Source organism: Streptomyces sp. NPDC042201, assembly GCF_055582185.1.
Window position 1 is genome coordinate 291,938 of record NZ_JBVJDS010000006.1, and the last position, 22,410, is coordinate 314,347.

18 protein-coding genes are annotated in these 22,410 nt (G+C 71.0%); 2 read left to right on the forward strand and 16 right to left on the reverse strand.

The window, feature by feature from the left end; translation table 11 throughout:
* Positions 1-170: 170 nt before the first annotated feature.
* The 4 genes from ACZ6MZ_RS17180 to ACZ6MZ_RS17195 all read right to left on the reverse strand — a co-directional run bounded on the left by ACZ6MZ_RS17180 (position 171) and on the right by ACZ6MZ_RS17195 (position 5,210).
* Entirely contained in the window at positions 171-1,616 is a 1,446-nt protein-coding gene (locus ACZ6MZ_RS17180) for a GH1 family beta-glucosidase (protein WP_469352682.1), read from the reverse strand.
* Between the two features lie 110 nt (positions 1,617-1,726).
* Positions 1,727-2,653, reverse strand: a complete 927-nt coding sequence (locus ACZ6MZ_RS17185; protein WP_384188515.1) for a carbohydrate ABC transporter permease — start codon at positions 2,651-2,653, stop codon at positions 1,727-1,729.
* Between the two features lie 18 nt (positions 2,654-2,671).
* A complete protein-coding gene (locus ACZ6MZ_RS17190; protein WP_384327639.1) occupies positions 2,672-3,688 on the reverse strand; it encodes a carbohydrate ABC transporter permease in 1,017 nt (338 codons plus the stop codon).
* 211 nt (positions 3,689-3,899) lie between these two features.
* Positions 3,900-5,210, reverse strand: coding sequence for an ABC transporter substrate-binding protein (locus ACZ6MZ_RS17195; RefSeq protein WP_384188513.1), 1,311 nt, complete (start codon positions 5,208-5,210; stop codon positions 3,900-3,902).
* Between the two features lie 268 nt (positions 5,211-5,478).
* Between ACZ6MZ_RS17195 and ACZ6MZ_RS17200 the strand changes: the two genes are divergently transcribed.
* Complete coding sequence (locus ACZ6MZ_RS17200; protein ID WP_386875189.1) at positions 5,479-6,507, forward strand: LacI family DNA-binding transcriptional regulator; 1,029 nt, start codon at positions 5,479-5,481, stop codon at positions 6,505-6,507.
* A gap of 42 nt (positions 6,508-6,549) precedes the next feature.
* Here ACZ6MZ_RS17200 and ACZ6MZ_RS17205 read toward each other — a convergent pair whose 3' ends face one another.
* From ACZ6MZ_RS17205 to ACZ6MZ_RS17260, 12 genes are all read right to left on the reverse strand, one after another.
* Positions 6,550-7,515 carry an SDR family NAD(P)-dependent oxidoreductase gene (locus tag ACZ6MZ_RS17205; protein ID WP_469352685.1) on the reverse strand — a complete coding sequence of 322 codons (966 nt, stop codon included), beginning with the start codon at positions 7,513-7,515 and terminating at the stop codon, positions 6,550-6,552.
* 108 nt (positions 7,516-7,623) lie between these two features.
* Positions 7,624-8,583 (reverse strand): CU044_5270 family protein, encoded by a 960-nt coding sequence (locus ACZ6MZ_RS17210; RefSeq protein WP_469352687.1) that lies wholly within the window; start codon positions 8,581-8,583, stop codon positions 7,624-7,626.
* A complete protein-coding gene (locus ACZ6MZ_RS17215) occupies positions 8,580-9,218 on the reverse strand; it encodes an RNA polymerase sigma factor (RefSeq protein WP_469352689.1) in 639 nt (212 codons plus the stop codon). Before ACZ6MZ_RS17215 ends, ACZ6MZ_RS17210 begins: the two co-directional genes overlap by 4 nt.
* 185 nt (positions 9,219-9,403) lie before the next feature.
* Complete coding sequence (locus tag ACZ6MZ_RS17220) at positions 9,404-10,009, reverse strand: DUF305 domain-containing protein (protein ID WP_469352691.1); 606 nt, start codon at positions 10,007-10,009, stop codon at positions 9,404-9,406.
* 104 nt (positions 10,010-10,113) lie between these two features.
* On the reverse strand, positions 10,114-11,064 hold the full coding sequence (locus ACZ6MZ_RS17225) for a DUF1996 domain-containing protein (RefSeq protein ID WP_469352693.1): 951 nt from the start codon (positions 11,062-11,064) through the stop codon (positions 10,114-10,116).
* A gap of 511 nt (positions 11,065-11,575) precedes the next feature.
* Positions 11,576-13,339 carry a SpoIIE family protein phosphatase gene (locus ACZ6MZ_RS17230; RefSeq protein WP_469352932.1) on the reverse strand — a complete coding sequence of 588 codons (1,764 nt, stop codon included), beginning with the start codon at positions 13,337-13,339 and terminating at the stop codon, positions 11,576-11,578.
* A 68-nt stretch (positions 13,340-13,407) separates the two neighbouring features.
* The gene (locus ACZ6MZ_RS17235; protein WP_469352694.1) at positions 13,408-14,172 is read right to left on the reverse strand and encodes a YqjF family protein; all 765 of its coding nucleotides are present in this window, start codon (positions 14,170-14,172) and stop codon (positions 13,408-13,410) included.
* A gap of 113 nt (positions 14,173-14,285) precedes the next feature.
* Positions 14,286-15,764, reverse strand: a complete 1,479-nt coding sequence (locus ACZ6MZ_RS17240; RefSeq protein ID WP_469352696.1) for a UDP-N-acetylmuramoyl-L-alanyl-D-glutamate--2,6-diaminopimelate ligase — start codon at positions 15,762-15,764, stop codon at positions 14,286-14,288.
* 443 nt (positions 15,765-16,207) lie between these two features.
* A complete protein-coding gene (locus ACZ6MZ_RS17245; protein ID WP_389790707.1) occupies positions 16,208-17,158 on the reverse strand; it encodes a DUF2510 domain-containing protein in 951 nt (316 codons plus the stop codon).
* A 142-nt stretch (positions 17,159-17,300) separates the two neighbouring features.
* Positions 17,301-18,653 carry a carboxyl transferase domain-containing protein gene (locus ACZ6MZ_RS17250; protein WP_469352698.1) on the reverse strand — a complete coding sequence of 451 codons (1,353 nt, stop codon included), beginning with the start codon at positions 18,651-18,653 and terminating at the stop codon, positions 17,301-17,303.
* A complete protein-coding gene (locus ACZ6MZ_RS17255) occupies positions 18,646-20,106 on the reverse strand; it encodes an acyl-CoA synthetase (RefSeq protein WP_389790705.1) in 1,461 nt (486 codons plus the stop codon). Before ACZ6MZ_RS17255 ends, ACZ6MZ_RS17250 begins: the two co-directional genes overlap by 8 nt.
* 35 nt (positions 20,107-20,141) lie before the next feature.
* Positions 20,142-21,452, reverse strand: coding sequence for an SLC13 family permease (locus ACZ6MZ_RS17260; protein ID WP_389790704.1), 1,311 nt, complete (start codon positions 21,450-21,452; stop codon positions 20,142-20,144).
* 217 nt (positions 21,453-21,669) lie between these two features.
* On the opposite strand from ACZ6MZ_RS17260, the gene ACZ6MZ_RS17265 reads away from it, so the two are divergent.
* The gene (locus tag ACZ6MZ_RS17265; protein ID WP_384188489.1) at positions 21,670-22,377 is read left to right on the forward strand and encodes a FadR/GntR family transcriptional regulator; all 708 of its coding nucleotides are present in this window, start codon (positions 21,670-21,672) and stop codon (positions 22,375-22,377) included.
* The last annotated feature ends 33 nt before the right edge of the window (positions 22,378-22,410 follow it).

The window sequence follows — 22,410 nt, forward strand, 5'->3', positions numbered from 1 at the left end:
GAGGTGGGGGGACGGAACGCAGAATTGACCGGGTGGACATGTAATTGACATGAGCAGAACAGCACAGCACCGTCCCCCTGTCCAGCCCCGCCGCGGACCCGCCCCGGGCCGGCGCCCCGGACGCGCCCGTCGTGAACGAGACCGCGTCCGGGGCGCCGGCCCGGGGTTCCTCACTCCTGCGGAAGGCTGCCGCTGCGGGTCAGGCGCGCGTACCAGTGGGCGCTGGACTTGAGGATGCGGCGCTGGGTCGCGTAGTCCACGTACACCGTCCCGAAGCGCTTGCCATAGCCGTACGACCACTCGAAGTTGTCCAGCAGCGACCACAGGAAGTAGCCGCGGATGTCCGCCCCCGACTCGATGGCCCGGTGCACGGCCGCGAGGTGTTCCCGCAGGTAGGCGATCCGCTCCGGGTCACGTACCTCGCCCTCGGGGCCGGCGTAGTCGTCGAAGGCCGCTCCGTTCTCGGTGATCATCACGGGCAGGTCGGGATGGTCCTGCCGTACGCGCATCAGCAGCTCGTAGAAACCGCTCGGGTCGATCGTCCAGCCCATGGCGGTCCGGTCGCCGGGCGTCTGGTGGAAGGCGACCCGGTCCGCCCCCGGCCAGGGGCTGTGCTCGCTCGCGCCGTGTCCGTCGGACCCGTGGACGGACGGTCCCGAGTGGTGGGAGACGAGCGTCGGCGAGTAGTAGTTGACGCCGAGGAAGTCGAGCGGCTGGTGGATGAGCGCGGTGTCGCCGTCCCGGACGAACGACCAGTCGGTGATCGCCGCGGTGTCCTCCAGGACATCGGCCGGGTAGCCGCCGGTCAGCATGGGGCCGGTGAAGACCCGGTTCGCCGTGCCGTCGATACGGCGGGCCGCGTCGACGTCCGCCGGGCTCTCGGTCAGCGGCCGTACATGATGCAGATTGAGCGTGACGGAGACCTGCGCGGTGGCCGGCAGCCGCTCGCGCAGCGCCTGGACCGCGAGACCGTGGCCGAGGTTGAGATGGTGGGCCGCCCGCAGGGAGTCGGCCGGGTCGGTACGGCCGGGCGCGTGCACACCGGAGCCGTATCCGAGGAACGCGCTGCACCACGGCTCGTTGAGGGTGGTCCAGGTCTTCACCCGGTCCCCCAGCGCGTCGGCGACGAGGCCCGCGTACTCGGCGAAGCGGTAGCTGGTGTCGCGCTCGGGCCAGCCCCCGGCGTCCTCCAGGTGCTGGGGCAGGTCCCAGTGGTAGAGGGTGACGACCGGCTGGATCCCCTTCTCCAGCAGTCCGTCCGTCAGCCGGCGGTAGAAGTCCAGGCCCTTGGCGGAGACCGGACCGCGCCCGGTGGGCTGGACCCGGGGCCAGGACACCGAGAAGCGGTACGCGCCGACGCCCAGGCCGGACATGATCTCGATGTCGTCGCGCCAGCGGTGATAGTGGTCGGTGGCGATGTCACCGGTGTCGCCGTTGCGTACCCGCCCCGGAGTGTGGGAGTAGACGTCCCAGATGGACGGGGTACGGCCGTCCTCCTGGGCGGCGCCTTCGATCTGGTACGCGGCGGTCGCGGTGCCCCAGAGGAAATCGGGCGGGAAGCTCAGGGGTGCCGCAGGGTCCAGGGCTCGCCCGGTGGTGGGTGCTGAGGTGGCCACAAGGGTCCTTCCGCATATCTCGAACGGTGTACGTACAGCGTTGTGTCGCAGGGATGGTGACGGGGAGTCAGTTCTCGTCGCCCCGTCGGCCCGTCGGCCCTGGACGCCCGTCAGCCCTTGACGGCGCCCTGCATGATGCCGCCGACGATCTGGCGGCCGAAGACGATGAACATCGCCAGCAGCGGCAGCGTGCCGAGCAGCGCGCCGGCCATGATCACCGACTGGTCCCGTACATAGCCGGCGCTGAGCTGCGTGAGGGCCACAGGAACGGTCGGGTTGGTCATGTCCAGGGCGATGAAGGGCCAGAAGAAGTCGTTCCAGGAGTGCACAAAAGTGATCATGAACAGCACCGCCATCGGGGGCCGGGCTATCGGCAGGACGATGCTCCAGAAGATCCGCAGGGAGTGCGCGCCGTCCAGCCGCCCCGCCTCGATGAGTTCGTCGGGCAGGGCTTCCTTCAGGTACTGGCGCATGAAGAACACGCCGACGGCGCTGACCAGCGTCGGGAAGATGACGGAGGGCAGTGACTGTCCCCAGCCGAGGTCGGCCATCATCATGAACAGCGGGACCACCCCGAGCTGCGGCGGCACCATCATCGTGCCGATGACCAGCAGCAACAGGAGATTGCGGCCCTTGAAGCGGAGTTTGGCGAAGGCGAAGCCGGCGAGGGTCGCGAAGAACACCGTCGAGAGTGCGATCACGCCCGCGACGATCAGGCTGTTGGCCATCGCCCGGCCCATCGCGGCGTCCTGCCACGCCGTGGCGAGGTTCTTGAACAGGTTCGGGCCCGGCAGGAACGGCGGCGGGGTCTGGGAGACCCGGGTGTTGTCGGTGGAGGCGGCCACCATCGTCCAGTACAGCGGAAAGAGGGAGACCAGCGCGGCGAAGCCGAGGAGGAGATAGGCGAGGGGGCCCGCGTGGTGCTGACGGCCCGCGCCCGGACGCAACATGCGGCCGAAGCGGCGCCGGACGGGCGGCGGTGATTGGGGAGTCCGGTCACGCGCGTCCACCCGGACCTGTGCGATATCGGTGGTCATGGGGCTGCTGCTCCCTGGTCAGGACGTACGGGACGTGAAGCGCGCGATGACGCGCTGCAGGACGAAGACGAGGATGAGGATGAGGAACATGGCCCAGGCGATGGCCGACGCCCGCCCCATCTGGTAGTTCTTCCAGCCCTCTTCGTAGAGCAGCAGCCCCAGCGTCTGGTACTGGTTGTCGGCGCCGCCGCTGATGCCGTTGGGGCCCTGGCCGAAGATCAGCGGCTCACCGAAGAGCTGGGTGGCGCCGATCGTGGAGAGCACGATCGTGAAGATGATCGTCGCGCTGATACCGGGGACGGTCACGGTGCGGAACTGCTGCCAGCGCGAGGCGCCGTCGATGGCCGCGGCCTCGTAGAGATCCCTCGGGATGGCCTGCATGGCGGCCAGATAGAGCAGGGCGTTGTAGCCGGTCCAGCGCCAGATCACGATGGAGGAGATGGCGAGCTGGGCGGGCCACTTCTGGCTCTCCCAGTCGAGGCTGTCGACGCCGAAGAAGCCGAGAACCCAGTTGATCATGCCGAAGTCGCGCTCGAAGAGCATGGTGAAGACCAGCGCGGCGGCGGCTATGGAGGTCGCGTACGGAGTCAGGACCGCGACCCGGAAGAAGACCGAACCGCGAAGCCGGTAGTTGAGCAGATGCGCCAGCCCCAGGGCCATCAGCAGCTGCGGCACGGTGGAGATGACGCCGATGGTGAAGGTGTTGCTCAGCGCGTTCCAGAACCGGTCGTCCTCGAAGAGTTCCGTGAAGTTGGCGAAGCCACGCCACTCCATCATGTCCATCGAGGAGAGTTCGACGCGGTGCAGCGAGATCCAGAACGTGTAGAGCAGCGGGTAGAAGCCGAAGGCGCCGAAGATGAGGAAGAACGGGGCGATGAAGGCGTACGGCACCGCTCCGAGGTCCAGGCGGTGGAGGATATTGCGCCGCGACTGCCGGGGATCCCCGCCGCGGCCTGCGCCGCCCTTCCCGGAGAGTCCGGCTGAAGCAGGGTGCGGCTGCCCGCCCGTGGGGGCTGCCGGGGTGGAGGTGGCCACGCGGGCTTCCTTCCGTGGAGTGATCGGTGAGGCGGTGATCGGTGAGCCGTTGCGCCATGAGCACGTGATCGGTGAGCAGGTGATCGGTGAGCCATGAGCACGTGATCCGTGAGCGGATGACCCGTGAGCAGGCCGGGAGAGTGGGACGCGTGACCGTCCGGGCGGCCGGGCCGGCTGAGGGACGCCGGCCGCCGGACGGTCGCACGTCAGGTCAGCGCGCCAGCTTCTGGATGCGCTCGTCCGTGGTCTTCCACGCCTCGTCGGGGCTCTTGCCCTGCGCCTCGATCAGCTGCAGGCCCGCCGAGAAGGTGTCCTTGATCGAGCCGTCCTTGCGCCCGAGGATCTGCTCGTCCGGGATCTCCTTCGCCGCGTCACCGAAGATCTGGCCGATCGGCGCGTTGTTGAAGTACGCGGAGGTGCCGTTGGCGACGGCGGGCATGTCGAGCGCCGTCTTCGAGGACGGGAAGTTGCCGAGCTTCTCGAAGATGTACGCCTGCTGCTCGGGCGCGCTCAGCCAGGCGACGAGCTTCTTGGCCTCTTCCTTGACCGGGCTGCTCTCCATCACACCGAGGAACGAGCCGCCCCAGTTGGCACCCTTGGGGGCCTTGGCGACATCCCACTTGCCCTTGTTCGCCGGACCGGCCTTCTCGCTGATGTGGGCGAGCATCCAGGCCGGGCAGACGGTGGTGGCGAAGGTGCTGTTGGACAGTCCCGGATCCCAGCCCGGCTGGAACTGGCGCAGCTTGGCGGTGAGTCCGGACTCCGCGGCGTCCGACGCCAGGCTCCAGGCGTCCTTGACGACCGGGTTGTCCTGGTAGATGAGCTTGCCGTCCTTGTCGTAGAACTGCTTCTCATCGCCGTAGATCATCGCGTTGAACAGCCCGCTGGAGCTGTCCATGAAGGAGACCTTGGTGTCCTTGGACTGCTTCTTGAAGTCCCGGCCGACGTCCACGTACTTCGACCAGTCCCCCTCCCACAGCTTCGCCACCTCCGCGCGGTCGGTCGGCAGACCGGCCTGCTCGAAGAGGTCCTTGCGGTAACACACGGCCATCGGGCCGATGTCCGTGCCCAGGCCCAGCAGCTTGCCGTCGCCGGTGGTGACCTGATTCGACTTCCACGGCAGGAAGTGATCGAGGTTGCCGGTCTTGGACAGATCGGCGAACTTGTCGGCCCGGGTGTCCACCAGCTCCTTGGCCCGGCCGATCTCTATGCCCTGAATATCCTTCAGACCGCTGCCCGCGGCGAGGTGCGTCTGCAGCGCGGTGTAGTAGGTCTGCTCGTCACCGGCCACATCGGCCTCGATCAGGATGCCGGGGTTCTCCTTCATGTAGCGGTCCAGCAGATCGGTCTCCTTGAAGCCCATGACCCCGAACAGGCCCATGCTGATGACGGTCTTGCCGTCCTTGGTGCGCGCCTTGCCCGTGTCGTCGCCGCTTCCGCAGCCGGCGACGAGGACGAGGGACACTGCAGCCGCGGTAACGGATGCGAGGGTGGAACCGAAGCGATTACGGGCGGTGCCCATGCTTCCTCCTAGCAGCGGCGCTCAGGCGCGCGCCTGCTGCGGCTCACGGTCGACTGGATGAGAGACCCGTTCCGATCAAAACTGGGAGCGCTCCCAACGGGTTGTGGAAGACTCTCCGCAGATACCGGGCCGTGTCAAGAGCCGAAGTCGGTTCCGTTGCGTGAATGTGTCCGGACGGTGGTCCCTTGCCGTTTGGATGCCGGTCACGCGGCACAATCTCCTGGTGAGCGCTTCGGGGCAGCACCGGGAGCGAGAGTCAGGAGACGTGATGAGCAGCCGTAAACGCCCAGGCCGGAGGCCAACCCTTGAAGCCGTCGCCCAGCTGGCGGGCGTGGGCAGGGGGACGGTTTCCCGGGTGGTCAACGGCTCCCCGGGCGTGAGCGCGAAGGCCAGGGCAGCGGTCGAGGCGGCCGTCGCGGAACTCAACTACGTACCGAATCCGGCCGCCCGCAGCCTGGTCACCAGCCGGACCGACAGCATCGCGCTGGTGATCCCCGAGTCGGAGAGCCGGCTGGCCTCGGAGCCGTACTTCTCCGCCGTCATCCGCGGGGTGAGCACGGAACTCGCCGACACCGAGATGCAGTTGCTTTTGATTCTCGTACGCAATGAGCGCGAACTCGACCGGCTGACCCGGTTCGTGGAGGCGCACCGGGTCGACGGTGTGCTGCTGGTCTCGGTCCACCGCGACGACCCGCTGCCCGCGCTCCTGGAGAAGTTGCAGATCCCGACCGTCCTCGCGGGACGGCGCACGCCCGCCGAGTCCCTCAGCCATGTCCGCTCCGACAATGCCGGCGGGGCGGCGCAGGCCGTGCGGTATCTGCTCGGGCAGGGGCGTACCACCGTCGGGACGATCACCGGACCGCTCGACATGGACGTCGGCCACAGCCGGCTTCAGGGGTGGCGCGACGCCCACACGGAACGGGGCGGGCAGCCGGACGAATCGCTGGTCGCGCCCGGTGACTTCACCGAGGACGGCGGCCGCGCCGCCATGCGCGAACTCCTGGAGCGGCGCCCGGACATCGACGCCGTCTTCGCCGCGTCCGACGTCATGGCGGCGGGCGCGATGGCGGAGCTGCGTGAGCGCGGGCGGCGCGTCCCCGAGGACGTGGCGGTCATCGGATTCGACGACTCGATCATCGCGCGCCACACCGTTCCGCCCCTGACCAGCGTCAGCCAGCCGACCGAGGACATCGGGCGTACGATCACCCGGCTCCTCCTGGACGAGATCAACGACCCCGGCCAGGCACGCCACCATCTCACGCTCCCCACCACGCTCGTCCACCGCCGGACCACGTGATCACCGGCGGCGGACGGCTGGCGGCCGGACGGCCGGGACCGCTCAGACGGTCGCCGCGAACGCGTTGACCCCGGTCAGCTCGGCCGAGAGCGTCCACAGGCGCGCGGCCTGCTCCGGGTCTGTCGCGTGCGGACGAACCCCGCCGGCGGGGCCTTCCGCCGCGGCCGGCTCGGCGATGTCGCAGTCCTCGCAGAAGACGCCGCCCAGGTCCGCGAGCCGGGGCGAGGTCGCCGCCCACACCTGGGTCGCCGCACCCTGCTCGGGTGTCTTGAACGCGGGGTTGAGCGCGTTGCCGTCCTCGTCGATCCAGCCCGCGGCGACCATCTCCTCCTTCGGGAGGTGGCGCTGCAGCGGCGTGAGGATGCCGCCGGGGTGCAGCGAGAACGCCCGCACCCCGGCGTCACGGCCGAGCGCGTCGAGCTGTACGGCGAACAGCGCGTTGGCCGTCTTCGCCTGGCCGTACGCCTGCCACTTGTCGTAACCGTGCTCGAACTGGATGTCGTCCCAGCGGATACTCGAGAGGCGGTGGCCGGACGAGGACACCGAGATGACACGGGCCCCGCCGGGCACGATCGCCGGCCAGAGCCGGTTCACGAGCGCGAAGTGGCCGAGGTGGTTGGTCGCGAACTGCGCCTCCCAGCCGGGGCCGACGCGCGTCTCGGGGCAGGCCATGATCCCCGCGTTGTTGATGACGAGATCGACGTTCCGGCCCGAGGCGAGGAAGCGCTCGGAGAATCCGCGGACACTGTCGAGATCGGCGAGGTCGAGTTCGTCGATCTCGGCCCCGTCGATGCCGTCGAGCGCCTCCTCGGCGGTCGCGCGCCGCCGGGCGGGCACGACGACACGCGCCCCGGCCCCGGCGAGCGCGCGTGTCGTCTCCAGGCCGAGGCCCGAGTAGCCACCGGTGACGATGGCGAGTTTTCCGCTGAGGTCGATCCCGCGCAGAACCTCCGCCGCGGTGCTGTCCGCTCCGAACCCTGATCCGATCTTGCGCTGAGGCGTTGTCATGCCTCGAAGGCTACGAATTGGAGCGCGCTCGAAGTCAAGCGCACCGGCCGGGCCCCCGCCAGGTTCACCCCAGCGAGGGTTTGTCCGGGGAAACGCCCGGCGGGGCGACTACGCGGGCGGCTGGTCCGTGCTGTCGGCGATGCCGACCCCCAGGGCGGCGACCTTGTCCGTACCGAGGTAGGTCAGCGATGTCCGGTCGAAGACCCAGGTGACGCTGTCACCCCGCGCGGTCCTGAACGTCAGGCCGACCCCCTCGCGTCCGGCGGCGTCGACCGCGTCGTCCTTCACGACGACCCCGGGGATCCTGGCGGTCGCCCGGTACAGGGCGGCGTTCAGATCGGGGATCAGGGTCGACTGGGGCAGCATCGCGCCGATGGCCTCGAAGACCCCCTCGTACCGGCTCGGGCCCTGGCCGTTCGTATCGGCCTTGATCTTCTCCAGCAGAGCGGCGGGGTCGGTGGGCAGCGCCGCCAGCTCCCGGTACGTGGTCGCGTTCGGATCCCTGTTCAGCACCGTTCTCCGCGTCGCGGGCCCCTGGTCGATCGAAGGGCTTCCCGGCTCGAACACTTCCCGGGCGAGACCGTTCCGCCTGCCGTCGACCGCCTGCCAGTCCTCACGCTCGAAGACGTCCGTGCCTTTGCCGAGGAACTCCCGCGAGCCCTTGACCTTGGTGTAGACGTACTGGTCGTCGCGGACCGTCAGGGCCGGCCGTCCGGCGGCCACCAGGGCGATACGGTCCAGCAGCCGCACGGCCTCCCGGTGCTCGGCCGCGCTCACCGTCGGTGCGGACTCCCCGAAGACCCCGCCCACGCCCGCCACGGTGACGGCGCCGGCGACGAGCAGCGCGGGCAGAGCCACCAGCGCCGTACGCCGCTTCCAGGAAGGACGTGCGACCGGCGCGGGAACGAACACCGGCGCGGGGGCGGATTCCTGGATGATCTTCTCCATGAAGCGCTCCTTGAGAAGGCCGTGCCGGCCGGAGGAGAGGTCCGGGTACCGCGGCGCGGGGGGCAGCGGAGTCGGTTCCTCGTGCCGCGCGCTGGACAGCCGTCGCGAAAAGACGTTCATCGGGTTCCTTCCTGAGCCGGCGTGACCGCCGCAGTGCGGTCACTCATGAACTGTCCGGGGCGGGCGGAGCGTTGCGTGTTATTTCCGCTGCGGCGCAATTCCGCTTCGGTGAGTTTCCGCAGCCGGCTCCGGGCGCGGGACAGCCGGGAGCGCACGGTGCCCACGGCCACGCCGAGGGCTTCTGCGGCTGCCGCGTGGTCGAGGTCCTCCCAGACACAGAGCGTGAAGACCTCCCGCTCCGCGCGGCGGAGCCGGCCCAGCGCCACGCGCGCGGCGGCCAGTTCCTCGGAATCGGCCAGCCGGCCGACCAGGCTGTCCGCGAAGTCGGGTACGTGTTCCGGTTCCGGCAGGCGGGAGAGCGCGAGGTGGTGGCGCTTGGCCGTCCGTGCCGTGTTGCGCATGACGTTCGTGGCGATTCCCAGCAGCCACGGGCGCAGGCTCTCACCGTCCGGATGTACCTTTTCGCGCAGCCGCCACGCTTCCAGGAAGGTCAGCGACACCACGTCCTCGGCCGCGGACCAGTCGCCCACGACCCGGCGGGCATAGCGGTATACCGCTCCTGCGTACTCTTCGAATAGCTGCCCGAAAGCGGCCGGGTCTCCGGCTCGGATGCGGGCACGCGGTGAAAGGTTCACACCTGTCCCTGTCCGACGCCGGTCCTGCGTTGCCGTGACTCACGCCACACCCTCGTGTGGTCGCCCCGGCACAGGCGGGGTGTCGGACAGCTGAACAGCGCATGCAGAACAGGTAAAGCACCGCGAAGGTGACCGTGCCCGGGCCGGGCGGCTGGGGGTGGTCCCGGCCCGGGAACGGCGCTTTCTCAGCCGCCCAGCAGTCCCAGTGCTTCCAGCTGCCCGGCGCGTCGCTTTCGCAGTTCTTCGGCGAGGCCCGTGGCGGCCGGAGCGGCCCCCGACTGTTCCTCGCCGCGCGCCACCAGGATGGTCTGCTCCAGGTGCTCGCGGAGATACGTCATGGAGGCGTCGTCGAAGGCCTTGCCCCGCTTCGCGGCGACCGTCCCCAGTTCCTGGTCGGTCACCATCCCCTTCATGTCGTGGCCCTCGTGCGGGTTGGTTCCTGCCGCCCCCGCCTCCTTGAGGACCGCGCGCAGCCGGGTCAGCTCGGCCCGGTGCGTCACCGTCGTACGCCGCGCGAGATCCGACAGGCCGGAGTCGCTCGCGCGGTCGGAGATCAGGTCGAGCAGCAGCAGCGTCCGCTCGTTCATGGGCACCATCAGCTGGGCCCATCCCCGGTCGGTGGCGTTGAAGCCGCCCTCCTCGATGGCGGGCGCGGAGACGGCCGGCGCCGCCCGGCCCTTCGCCGGGTCCGCGGCAGCCGTGCGCCGCGGGGTGTCGCCCGAGGACGTCCCCGCGCTGCCGCAGCCGATCGGCCCGAGCACGGCCAGCGCCACCAGCATCGCGGGCAGCACGCTCCTGCCCGGACAAAATCCCCGGTCCCGGCCCCGCCCGTCCGGCCGGCGGCCGGAACGGGGCGACGGCCCGTCAGCGTGCGACCGGCCGCCGCCCCACGCCATCACGGAGTCCCGTTGGCGCCGCATTTGATGATCGGGTTGATGCAGTCACGCACGCGGCGCTCCATCTCCGCCACGGGCCAGGCGTTGAAGAAGTCACCGTGCATCGTGTATCCGGGCCCCGAGGCGAGCCGGAAGCCGGCCGGGTTGCCGTTGACCGGGTACCGCAGGACCTGACGCAGCTTGGGCACCGGGACCGGGTGGGTCGCCGGGCACGCGTTGTTCACCGGGTAGGACATGTGGCTCTTGTGGTCGGCCGAGTCGAGGTCCCTGCCGTTCCAGCACTGCGGGAAGTCGAGGTACGACTCCAGCATCGTGCCGGCCGGACAGTTGACGAAGTCCTTCGACGGGTTGACCTGCCCCGCGTGCAGGCACGACCAGCGGGCACGTATGTCCCCGTCGTTCGGGCCTGTCGCCCTGGCGTTACCCGCGATGATCTTCAGACCCTCGGGCAGCGGCTGGGTACGGGCGATGAGCTCGTCGGAGACACCCTCACCCAGGTAGTAGAACGTCGTGCCGGTGGGCTCGACGGGCTGGTCGTTCACGAACAGGGTCGGCACCCAGTACGAGGAGAGGTCGACCTTGGGGTCGCAGGTGGTCTCGGAGCTCTTCAGATCGCCCAGGTTGGTGTAGGCGTCGGTGACGTGGCTGCCGAAGAAGCTGTGCGAGTGCGAGGCACCGGGCATGCCCGGCAGCACGATCGGGTCGTCCGGCAGCCGGTGGCTGAACTTGCACTCGGCCAGGAACTCGGCGACGCGTACGACATCGGCACCGGCCTTGGCCTTGGCGGGGGCGGCTTGCCGGGTGGCGCCGCTGTCCACCTGGGCGACGGCGCCCGTGGTGCCGAAGACGAGCTGAGCGGCGACGGCACAGGCCGCCACTAAGCCGGCGAGAAAGGCCGGCCGGCGTCCTCTGCGGACGCCGCGGCCGTTCTTGGACCGCAGTGATCTCATGAGCGCTCCAAAGGGAGTTGAGGGTTCCGCGCGCGGCCGACTCCCGGCGTGGGGCCGGGGGCTCGGGCTGCGCGGGACTCCGATGGTGGGGGGTCAGGGAGTTCCGTATCGGGCTCCCTTGAGTGCCGGACGTTAGAACTGGCCTCAGGGGGCGTCAAGGTGTCGCGTCAAGTTCCGGAACTAACGGCCCGTCAGGAATTTGTTGGCGCGGAGGCAATATCCGCCCCGTTGAGGTGTATGCGGAGGCGTCCCCGCCCGGTGGGCAGGCGTGGGCCCGGGCGACCGGTCAGCGGTGTCGTACCAGGTGAGCCCCGTGACATCAGGAGGTGTCCGGGGGCGGTGGTGAGGACTGTCCGCCCTCGCCGAGCACCCCGCGCTCCGTACCGACATCGAAAAGCAAGAGTCTTGCCCACCTTCAGGTGATGAACGCTTCCCGCCATCGCGCCGTACCACTGCTTCGACAAGCGAATCATCACGCCGTGCGCCGGCGCCCGCGGGCGCCTGTCCGGATTCAGGACAACGGCGGGATACGCGCGGCGATGAGGGTGATGTCGTCGCGGGTGTCGCCGAGCGTCCTGGCGAGGCCGACGCACAGCCGGTCCAGCGGCTCGGCGCGCTGGGCGGCGGTGTGCTGGCGCAATCTCGTCATGCCCGTGTCCATGTCCTGGGTCCGGGACTCGATCAGCCCGTCGGTGTACAGCAGGACGGTGGCTCCCGGCGGCAGCTCGATCGTGGCCGTCGGCCGGGAGAGGTGCGGACGGAGGCCGATCAGCATCGCGTGTGCCTCGGTGAGGTAGCGGGCCGTGCCGTCCTCGGTGACGAGGAGGGGCGGCGGGTGGCCGGCGGTGGACCAGCTGAGCCGCCACGTGCCGTCCTCCCTGGCGTGCAGCCGGGCCAGGACGGCGGTGGCCGAATCGGCCAGTTGGAGATGTGCCTGTGCGGTGTCCAGCCGCTGCAGGATGCTGCCAGGACCCTCCTCGGGGCGGTCGACCGCCAGCGCCCGGAGCATATTGCGCAATTCGCTCATCCGCGCCGCGGCCTGGATGTCGTGCCCGGTGACATCGCCCACCACCAGGGCCAGGTCCCCGCCGGGCAGCCGGAAGGCGTCGTACCAGTCACCGCCGACCTCGGCGGTACGTTCGGCCGGCTGGTAGTGGGCCGCCAGCTCCAGCGTCTCCACCGGCGGCAGGTCGGTGAGCAGGGCACGCTGCAGGGTGGCCGCGATATCGGCCTGCTGGGCGTGCAGCCGGGCGTTGTCGAGCCCGAGCGCGGTGCGCCGCGCCACCTCCTCGGCCAGCACCCGGTCGGCGTCGTTGAACGGCGGACCGGCCGCGCCGCGCGTCAGCGTGAGCGCCCCGAAGGTGCTGGTACGCAGACGCAGCGGCACGATCAGCGCCTGGACGGCCTCCAGACCGGCCAGCATCGCAGTCGTGGCTCGCCCGAGCGCGTCGACGGGGGCCGGGGGCGGGGCGGCCGCCGTGAGCGGCGCGTCCTGGGGGTCGAACGGACCGGTCAGCTGCTGGGTGGGGCCGCCCCGCAGGACCTGCGCCAGGGCGGCGGTCGAGCTCTCCCCGTACCCGGGCGGATCGGTCTCCAGCACCGCGGCGGACACCTGGTCCGGGTCGTGATGGCTCCAGGCGGTCCGCCGGACGCGGCCCCGGTCGACGATCAGATCGATCATCGCGGCGTCGGCGAGCCGTGGTACCAGGAGCCGGACCAGCCGCGCCAGACCTTCTTCGGCTTCCAGCGTGCTGACCAGGGCGAGGGTCAGCTCGCTGAGCCAACTGGCTTCCGCGAGATCGTATTCGGCCTGTTCACGGGCCAGCTCGCTGTGGGCGTAGCGGTCGGAGCGCCGTTCGCTGCGTGCCCGCTCGGCGTGGGTGTCGTGGAAGACCACCACCGCGCCCGGGGCCTGATGGTCTCCCCGGGGCAGCGGAGCCGCCGTCCACCAGACGGCGAGCGCGGTGCCGTCGGCTCGCAGCAGCACGCCGTGGTCGCCGCTCACCCTGCGCCCCTCGGCCACCACGCTCTGGACCGGCTGCTGGGCGGACAGACCGCTCGGCATGTCCCCCCGGACCGGGTGCAGCACAAGGTGGGCGTCCAGTCCGATCAGGCCACCCGGCTGATAGCCGAGCACGCGCTCCGCCCAGGGATTGCAGGCGATCACCAGACCTTCGCCGTCGACGGCGTACATGCCCGCGGCGGCGTGTTCGAACAGCGCCGGCAGCAGGTCGTCGACCGCTTTCCCCCTCGGGGCCGGTCCCTCTTCAGGCATACTCTCCACCCCCGTAGTGTGCGCGCCGCGCGTCGGCACGGGATCCGCCCGGACCACGTCGCCGGCGGTCAGCCGGGCGGGATCCCGCCGGCGCGGGCGGGCCGCCCGAAGCGGACCGGGACACCGGGCGAGTAGAGCACGCTCACCGGATCCCCGGCCGGGGCGGACAGCCCCGCCGCCGTCAGCAGGTCCTCGGTGCACTCGGTCAGTTCCGCGCGGTGCAGCGGCCAGCGCGGGTGGGTGTTCGGCAGATACGTCGGGTGGCCGAAAACCGTGCTGTGCATCCCCCAGCGCGCGGTCACGAAGTGCTCCAGCGCGCTGGGCTCCTCGACGCGCTCCCCGATCCGCAGCCCGATCCTGCTGCACGCGCCCCGCGGCCCCGGCCAGCGCCGCCGGCTGGTGTACGTGAGAGAGCCGCCGTCGCGCTCGATCGTCATCCGGGACCACACGTACGGCAGCCGGAAGGCGGTGCGGCCGACCACCACCGGAAGGAGGCGGGAGGCGTCCAGCGAGCGGAAGACCACACCTCGGCGCCCCTGCCCGTCCACCGAGTAGAGCCGGACATTGGTCTCGGGAAAGGTGCCCAGATACGGTAGACCGGGGAGCCGGAGCCAGCCGATCCGGTGCATACGGAAGGCCACCAGACCCACGTAGGTCACCCCGTCGAGGGTGTCGGGGCATGTCCCGGACGGCAGCAGCGGCGCCACCTGCGCGGGATCGACCGCCCAGTGCAGAAAAGCCAGATCCAGCCAGGACTGGGTGAGCAGCGGCTTCGGCTCGTCCCGGGGCGGATCGGGGGTGACCGGTTCCGGTGAGCTGGGGGTGGGCGACACCCGGCCAGCATCGCAGAGACTCCGCCGGCAAGGAGCCGGAGCATGGAGTCATGGACGGCCGAATGGCCGACGGGCCGACGGCGCGGCTCGCGTCGGCCCTCCACCACGCCGTCCTACTGGGCGAGTTCGCGCACGGTCGCCATGTCGCTGAACGGAATCAGCTGTTCACCGACGATCTGGTACGGCTCGCTGCCCTTCCCCGCGATCAGCACGATGTCGTCGGGGCCGGCCTCGGACAGCGCGAAGCCGATCGCCCGGCGGCGGTCGGCGAACCGCTCGAACCGGGTGGAGGTGGCCGTGAGCCCCGGGGTGATCTGGTCCAGGATCGTCTCGGGGTCCTCGTTGCGCGGATTGTCCGAGGTGAGGACACAGAGATCGGAATACGTCCCGGCGATCTCCCCCATCCGGGCGCGCTTGGTGATGTCCCGGTCGCCGCCGCAGCCGAAGACGGTGATGATCCGGCCCCGGGCGAAGTCACGGATGGTGGACAGCACCTTGTCCAGCGAGTCGGGAGAGTGCGCGTAGTCGACGATGACGGACGTGCCGCGCGGGGTCTCGAAGCGCTCGAACCGGCCCGGGATCGGGGGCATCCGGTCGAGCGCGCCGACCAGTCCGTGCAGATCATGTCCCAGCAGATGGCAGGCGGCCACGGTGGCCAGGGCGTTGGCGACCGAGAAGCGGCCGGGCAACGGGATCGCCGCCGGGTACTTGCGTCCCTCGTGGTGCAGGGTGAACCGCGTCCCGTGCGCGTCCATGGTCAGGTCGGTCGCCCGGTAGTCCGCCTCGGCGTCGAGAGCGTACGTCGTGACGGCCCCGGGCATCAGCGCGCCGATCCCCGCGCCCACCGGATCGTCGGCGTTGACCACCGCGCGCTTGCACAGGCCCTGGAAGAGCCGGAGTTTGGCGTCGCGGTAGTTCTCCATGGTGCCGTGGTCGTCCAAATGATCCTGCGTCAGATTGGTGAAGATCCCGACGTCGATGAACGAGTGGTCGACGCGGTGCGTCAACAGGCCCATGGACGTGGCCTCCAGCACCACGGTGCCCACCTCGCGGTCCCGCATGCGTCCCAGCAGATACTGGAAGTCCGGCGACTCGGGTGTGGTCAGCACCGACCTCGGCATGGGGATCAGTTCGTCGCCGATCCGGCTGCCCGCGGTCCCGATGACCCCGACCGTGGCGCCCTCGGCGAGCCGCAGCACGGACTCGACCATGTACGACACCGAGGTCTTCCCGTTGGTGCCGGTGACGGCCACCATGTCCATCCCCCGGCCCGGCTCGCCGTAGTAGCGCGAGGCGGCGACCGCGGCGGTCGTACGGGTGTTCCTGACCCGGATCACACACACCTCCGTGCCCGCCCACACCGAGGGGGGAACGTCCGGTTCCGCGGCGTCGACCAGCACCGCCACCGCGCCGCGCGCGAGGGCGGGGCCGATGGACCCGGGGCCGCCCTCGCGATGGCCCGGCACCGCGATGAACAGCGAACCGGGTACGACCCGGTGGGCGTCGAAGCAGGTGCCCGCGGTGATCGCCGTCTCCGGATCGCCCCGCAGAATCTCGTGGTCGTGCCCGATGAGCAAGTCGCTCAACTTCACAGGGATCCTCTCGAAGGTGCGGCGCGCGGCGGTTTCCGGCGGTCGCCGAGGAGGCGCCGACGGCACGCCGTAGCGTCGCGGTGAGTGGTGGGGGGCGGACGCCGGGGACGGCTCGGCGGGCAGGCTTCTACGGTGCTACCGGAGGGAGCGGGCCGCGGGAGAACTCCACGGGCGGCCGGAGAACGGGCCGGGCGTGCGGCGAAGGGGGTGCTAACCGTGACCGTGCAGAGCGCGGCAGCCGGCTTCCGGTGCGGATACCGGGCCCACGACGAGGGCGCCCGCGGCGGCCGAGCACAGCGCGCAGGGGGCCTGTCGCAGGCACTCCCTCACAGCACGTGTACAACCCATGAGTGGAGTGTACGGCCGGTGGGGCGCTCCCGGGCGCGGCGAAGGGCGGGCCGCGTGGTGCGGCCCGCCCATGAAGGGGTGGGGATCGGCTGTCGTCAGACTCCCTGGCCGGAACCGGAGCCCGAGCCCGCGGCCGCCTTGATGCCCTTGGTGATCTCGTCCATGACGGACAGTTCGGGCGCCTTGTCGTTGATGTCGAACCCGGACCGCACGACGACGAGCAGTTCGGGGGAGGAGGGCGAGGGGAAGGCGAGCGACTGCACGTAGCCGTCGTCGCCCTTGCTCGTGACGACCTTCCACCGGACCAGATAGCCCTTCTGGCCGGCGACGGTGACCGCCTCGGACTTCAGCTGCTGGTGCGAGGAGATGTCACCGTAGATCGCGCCGCCGTAGGACTCCTTGGCGTTGGTCTCGATGTCCTTCTCGGCGGACGCCTTGGCCGTGGTGGCCTCGATCTTCAGCGCCACGGCGGGAGCGGAGAACACGCCGCCCCGGACACAGGTCTCGGACGAATCCCCGGGACAGGAGTATTTCCCGGTCGTCACCCCGGCGCCGATGGGCCCGGACTCGCCGGTCCAGCCGTCCGGTACGGGAATGGCGATGCCGCTGGCCGCGTCGGTGGCGTAGCCGTCCTCGGTCTGCGGCTGCCGGGGCGCGCCGCTCTCCCCGCCGCCGGGGCCGCCCCGCTCCCGCTGCTCGTCGGGGGCCGGGCTCTGCTGTCCTGGCCGCGAGGGGGCCTCGGACACACCGGGGCGGCTCGCGGTGCCGCCGCTTCCGCCGTCGCGCCCGAGCAGATAGAAGCCGCCCGCGATGGCCGCCACCACGATCAGGGCGGTGGCGCCGACGGCGATCCGCCGTCCGCGGTTCCGTGGCCCGGGCGGTGGTGTCCCGGGGTAGGGCGGCGCGGTCGGCGGGCCCCACGCCGCGGGAGAGGTGGCGCGGACTTCATCGGTCCAGGCGGACCCGTCCCACCACCGTTCCGGGCGGGGAGCGTCACCTGTGTGCCCTGGATCGGGATACCAGCCGGGCGGAGTCGTATACGTCACGGCTCTCACTCTAAGCACACTGTCTGAAAAGCTGGTGAGAGGCCCATGAGAATCCACGGCGCGGGCCGGCCGGGCCCGCGCGGCGGGCGCCTGTTCTGTGGGTCCGTAGGTCCGTACGTTCGCACGTCCGTCCGGGCACGGCCTACGAGGCCGCGTCCGGCACGATGCCCCGTACGGCTCCGAGGGACACCAGGTCCTGCGGGCGCAGCCGGAGCTGGCCGGCCGTCGAACGGGCTTCGTCCGGGGGGCGCTTGAGGATGGCGGCGGCCAGCTCCGGTGCGATGACGGAGAAGTAACTGTCGCTCGTGGCCCAGGTGTTGCCGGGCGCCGACAGCGCCAGCGCCCCACCGGAACCGCCCTCGCCGATCAGCAGCGTGGTGAGGGGCACCCGGGCGGTGGCCACCGCCGCGAAGAGGTCCGCGATGGCGCTGCCCGCTCCCGCGCGTTCGGCCTCGGCGTCGCTCGCGGCGCCGGGGGTGTCGACGAGGGTCAGCACGGGGATGCCCAGCCGGTCGGCGAGGCGGATCAGCCGGGACGCCGTGCGGTAACCCGCCGGGAGGGTGGCGGTGCCGCGCTGGGCCGCGAACGCGATCGTACGGCCCTCACGCAGCCCGAAGCCGCACAGCATCCCGGGGTCCGTGCCACCGCAGCGGTCGCCGCCGATGGCCTCGCGCCGGGTGAGGTACGCGTCCAGATATGCCTCGGCGCGCGGACGGCGCGGGGAACGGGCCCGGAGCACCGCGTCCCAGCCGGTGGCGGGGAGCCCGCCGCGGCCGAGACCGTCGGGGGGCGGCGCGGCGGCCCCGGCGTCCCGTACCCCTCCGGTCAGCAGCGTCAGCCAGCGGTCGACGGCGGCGCGCAGCTCCTCCTGGCGTACCACCGCGTCGATATGGCCCGCGGCCAACTGCGCCTCCGCGGTGTAGGCGTACGGATCGGCGTCCGCGGGGCGCACCCGCGAGCCCGCGAAGCCGATCTGGGCGCCCGGCAGGGCCAGTACGACATCCGCGCCCGCGCCCAGGGTCGCCCAGCCGCCGCCCGTCGTCGGGTCGCGCACCACGGCCAGCTGGGGCAGACCGGCCGCGCGGGTCAGCGCGGACTGCCGTGCCACCCGCTGGAGTTGGAGCAGCGCGCGCATGCCTTCCTGCATACGGCTGCCGCCGGTCGCGATCAACGAGACGACGGGCAGGCCCCGCTCGCGCGCCCGGGTGTACGCGGCTTCGAGGCGGTCGCCCGTACGCTCGCCCAGCGAGCCGCCGAGAAAGCCGAACTCGAAGGAGATCAGCACGGCGTCGGTGGCGCCGACCCGCCCGGTGCCGCACACGACGGACTCGTCCTCACCGGTGCGGTCCCGGGCGCGGGCGCGGGCGGCGTCGTACCCCTCCCAGGCGAGCGGGCCGTCCGGCGCCGAGGTGCCCGGGGGCGCGGGCAGTTCGGTGAACGTGCCCGCGTCGGCGACGGCCGCGACGGCCTCGCGCGCGGTCATCCGCTCAGGCATGAAGGGCCCGCTTCATGATCTTGCCCATGTCGTTGCGGGGCAGCGCGTCCAGATAGCGCACCGTGCGCGGCCGCTTGTGCGCGGCGAGCTGCGCCGCCACGTGGTCCGCCAACTCCTCGGCGGACGGCGGGTCCTCGGCGTGCGCCGGGACGATCCAGGCGACGATCCGCTCGCCGAGGTCGGCGTCGGGCTCTCCGGTCACGGCGGCTTCCCGTACCCCTGGATGTTCCAGCAGCACGTTCTCGATCTCGCCCGCGCCGATCTTGTAACCCCCGCTCTTGATCAGGTCGGTGGCCTTGCGGCCGACGATGCGGACATAGCCGTCGGGGTCGCGGATCGCCATGTCCCCCGTGCGGAACCAGCCGTCGGTGAAGGCCGCCTCGGTCGCGTCGGGCCGGTTCAGATACTCCGTGAAGAGGTTCGGGCCGCGGACCTGGATCTCGCCGACCGTCTCACCGTCGTACGCCTCGATCGGGCCGCCCGCCTCGTCGACGAGGCGCAGTTCCACACCCCGCAGCGGTACTCCGACCGTCCCGGCGCGCGGTTCGCCGTCGGCGCGCACGCTGGTGTTCATCAGGGTTTCCGTCATGCCGTAGCGCTCGATGACCCGGCGGCCGGTCGCGGCGGCGATCCGCTGATGGTCGTGGACGGGCAGCGCGGCGGATCCGGACACCAGCAGCCGCGCCCCGGCCAGGGCCTTCGCCAGAGCGGGGTCGTCGGAGAGCGCCTCGGCGATGCGGTGGTACATCGTCGGTACCCCGAAGAGCATCGTGGCGCCCGAGGACAGTTCGCGGGCGACGCCCTCGGTGTCGAACCGGCCCAGATGGCGCACGGAGCCGCCGCGGCGCAGCGGGCCGAGGATGCCGAGGATCAGTCCATGGACATGGAAGAGGGGCAGGGCGTGGACGAGTACGTCGTCGGCGGTCCACTGCCAGGCGTCCTCCAGCGCGTCCAGGGTGGCGGCGACGGCGCGGCGCGGCAGGACGGCGCCCTTCGGCGGCCCGGTGGTGCCGGAGGTGTAGACGATCAGCGCGGGAGACTCCGGGGCAGGCTCGGGCCACTCCCCCGTCACTGATCCGGCCGCGGGCCGCGCCGACGGGCCGTCGGCCACCGCGTCCACGCGCTCCAGCGCGGCCAGCGCCGGCGGGAGCACGACGCCCGGTTCCGCCACGACGAGTGTGGGCTCGCTGTCCGCGACGATATGGGCCAGCTCCCGTTCGCCGCTCTTGGGGTTGACCGGCACGACGGGCACTCCGGCGAGCAGTGCGGCCACGACGCCCACCGCCGTCCCCAGCGTGGGGGTGGCCCAGACCGCGATCCGCCGCGCGCCGGCGATCCGGGCGGTCAGGGCGCCGGCCGCGTCGGCCAGTTCGGCGTGGGTGAGGGTCCGGTCACCGAACCGGAGGGCGGGCCGGTCCGAGCGGGCGGCGAGGGCCGGGAAGAGAGGGGACACGCGTCGTTCTCCTTGCTGTCGACGAGTCTGACCGGTCATCCGAAGCCTGGCACCACCAGCACAAGCCAGACGGCGGCGGGTACCACCGCCACCACGATCCCGCCGTACACCATGAGCTGCCGGAAGAAACGCTCACGGTCCACCTCGGGAGCGGCGGCCAGCACGAGGGCGCCATTGGTGGAGAAGGGGCTGACGTCGACGACCGTCGCGGAGATCGCGAGGGCCGTGATCATGCCGATCGCGCCGATCTCGCCCTGGGCGAGGAACGGTACGGCGAGCGGGATGAGCGCGCCCATGATGCCGACGGAGGAGGCGAAGGCGGAGACGATCGCGCCGATGTAGCAGAGCAGTACGGCGGCGAGGAGCGGGATGCCGATGTCGCCGACGGCGTGGCCCGCGTAGTCGATCGTGCCCATCTCCTCCAGGACGCCGACATAGGTGAGGACACCGCAGATCAGCAGCACGGTCGGCCAGGCTATTTCGCCGACCGCCCTGCGGCTGGTCTCCGGCCAGAAGGCGCTGAGCAGTACGGCGAGGGTGACGGAGGAGAGCCCGGCGTCGAGGTCGAAGGCGAGGACGGCGACGACGAGCGCGACCAGGGCGGCGAGGGTGGCGATACGGGCGGGGGTGAGGCGGGAGGCCGCGCGCTCCGGCTCCTGCTGCCCCTTCTCACCGGCCTCACCGGCCTTGCCCGCCTCACCGGCGGACCGGTCCTGCTCCGGCCCCGGCTCCTCCTGCTTCCCGGAGAGCTTGAGCCCGCCGAAGAGTACGAAGACGATCCCGGCGATGACGAGGTTGGCCACAAGGGAGGCGAAGAAGAGGGTGAGTTCGCTTCCGGGGAGCTTCTCGCGCTCCACGATGCCGTTGACGATCGAACCGTAGATGCTGATGGGCGAGAACCCGCCGCCCTGGGCGCCGTGCACGACCATGGCGCCCATCAGCAGGGGGCTGATCCCGTACCGCGCGGCGAAGCTCAGCGCGATCGGCGCGACGATCGCCACGGCCGCCGGGGAGACGGCGCCGATGGCGGTCAGCACGGCGGTGATCGCGAACATCACCCAGGGGATCAGCGCGAGCCGGCCGCGGACCAGCCGGATCGCGGCATGGACCAGCCAGTCCGTGGTCCCGTTGGCGCGGGCTATCGCGAACAGATAGGTGACACCGACGAGCACCACGAACAGGTCACCGGGGAAACCGGCGAAAATGCCGTCGGCGTCGAGGCCGGCGACCAGCTCACCGACGGCGAAGGCGGCCGCGAAGGCGAGCGCGCCCATATTGATGGAGCGCGTGGTGGCGATCACGAAGACCACCACCAGAGCGAGGATCGAGATCAGTTCGGCGGACATGGCGGGGGCTCCCGTTCCTGGGTCTCCCTGGTGCAGGGGGAATTGGCCAACTGGCCAACTGGCTGATTGGGCAACTGGCCAAGTGGCTGGACCACATTGACCATCAACCGCGGAGAGCGTCAAGGGATTGCGCAGAAATTGGCTCAGCCACTTGACCGCCCGAGGTAGGCTGAGGGCACAGGGATCGGGAGATATTGGGCAGGGATGGGGGGTCCGGATGTCCGACGCACTACGGCCGATGACCCGGCCACGGCTGTACGAGCAGGTTCTCGACCGGCTGCGCAGCTATGTCGCCGAAGGAGATCTCGGTGCGGGCGACCGGCTGCCGCCCGAGCGGGAGTTGGCCCAGCGGCTCGGGGTCAGTCGCGCCTCGGTCAAGCAGGCGATCGTCGTCCTCGAAGTGCAGGGCCTGGTCGAGGTGCGGCATGGCGGCGGCACGTATCTGGCGAAGGACAGCCTCGATCCGGAGCCGGTCGAACGGCTGGTGGAGCGCAAGCGCCGACTGCCGGATGTGCTGGAGGCGCGCGAGGCGCTGGAGACCAAGCTCGCCGAACTCGCCGCGGAGCGGCGCACGGAGGAAGATCTCGCGGCGCTGCACGACGCACTGCACCACATGGCCGAGGAGATCGGCGCGGGCGGGCACGGCGTGGAGGGCGACCGGCGCTTCCACGCGGCGGTGACCGCCGCAGCCCACAGCACCCTGCTCGCGGAGTTCATGCGCTCCATCGCCGAGCAGATCACCGAGAGCCGCAATGAATCCCTGCGTCAACCCGGCCGCCCCAAGCGGTCGTTGACCCAGCACCGAGCGATTCTCGAAGCGATCGAAACCCGCCGCGGCAAGGCGGCGGCCGCCGCGATGCGGCGCCATGTGCGGACCGTGGCGAAGGTGCGCCTGCTGGACTGGAACCCGGACGACACACCGTAGGACGCCGGCGGAGCCCCGAACAGGAGGGAGCCC

Bases quoted from the DNA above. Each gene is read 5' to 3' on its own strand.
- ACZ6MZ_RS17185 (WP_384188515.1), bottom strand. From the start codon at position 2,653: ATGACCACCGATATCGCACAGGTCCGGGTGGACGCGCGTGACCGGACT.
- ACZ6MZ_RS17195 (WP_384188513.1), bottom strand. From the start codon at position 5,210: ATGGGCACCGCCCGTAATCGCTTCGGTTCCACCCTCGCATCCGTTACC.
- ACZ6MZ_RS17200 (WP_386875189.1), top strand. From the start codon at position 5,479: ATGAGCAGCCGTAAACGCCCAGGCCGGAGGCCAACCCTTGAAGCCGTC.
- ACZ6MZ_RS17205 (WP_469352685.1), bottom strand. From the start codon at position 7,515: ATGACAACGCCTCAGCGCAAGATCGGATCAGGGTTCGGAGCGGACAGC.
- ACZ6MZ_RS17210 (WP_469352687.1), bottom strand. From the start codon at position 8,583: ATGAACGTCTTTTCGCGACGGCTGTCCAGCGCGCGGCACGAGGAACCG.
- ACZ6MZ_RS17225 (WP_469352693.1), bottom strand. From the start codon at position 11,064: ATGAGATCACTGCGGTCCAAGAACGGCCGCGGCGTCCGCAGAGGACGC.
- ACZ6MZ_RS17230 (WP_469352932.1), bottom strand. From the start codon at position 13,339: ATGCCTGAAGAGGGACCGGCCCCGAGGGGGAAAGCGGTCGACGACCTG.
- ACZ6MZ_RS17250 (WP_469352698.1), bottom strand. From the start codon at position 18,653: ATGCCTGAGCGGATGACCGCGCGCGAGGCCGTCGCGGCCGTCGCCGAC.
- ACZ6MZ_RS17260 (WP_389790704.1), bottom strand. From the start codon at position 21,452: ATGTCCGCCGAACTGATCTCGATCCTCGCTCTGGTGGTGGTCTTCGTG.
- ACZ6MZ_RS17265 (WP_384188489.1), top strand. From the start codon at position 21,670: ATGTCCGACGCACTACGGCCGATGACCCGGCCACGGCTGTACGAGCAG.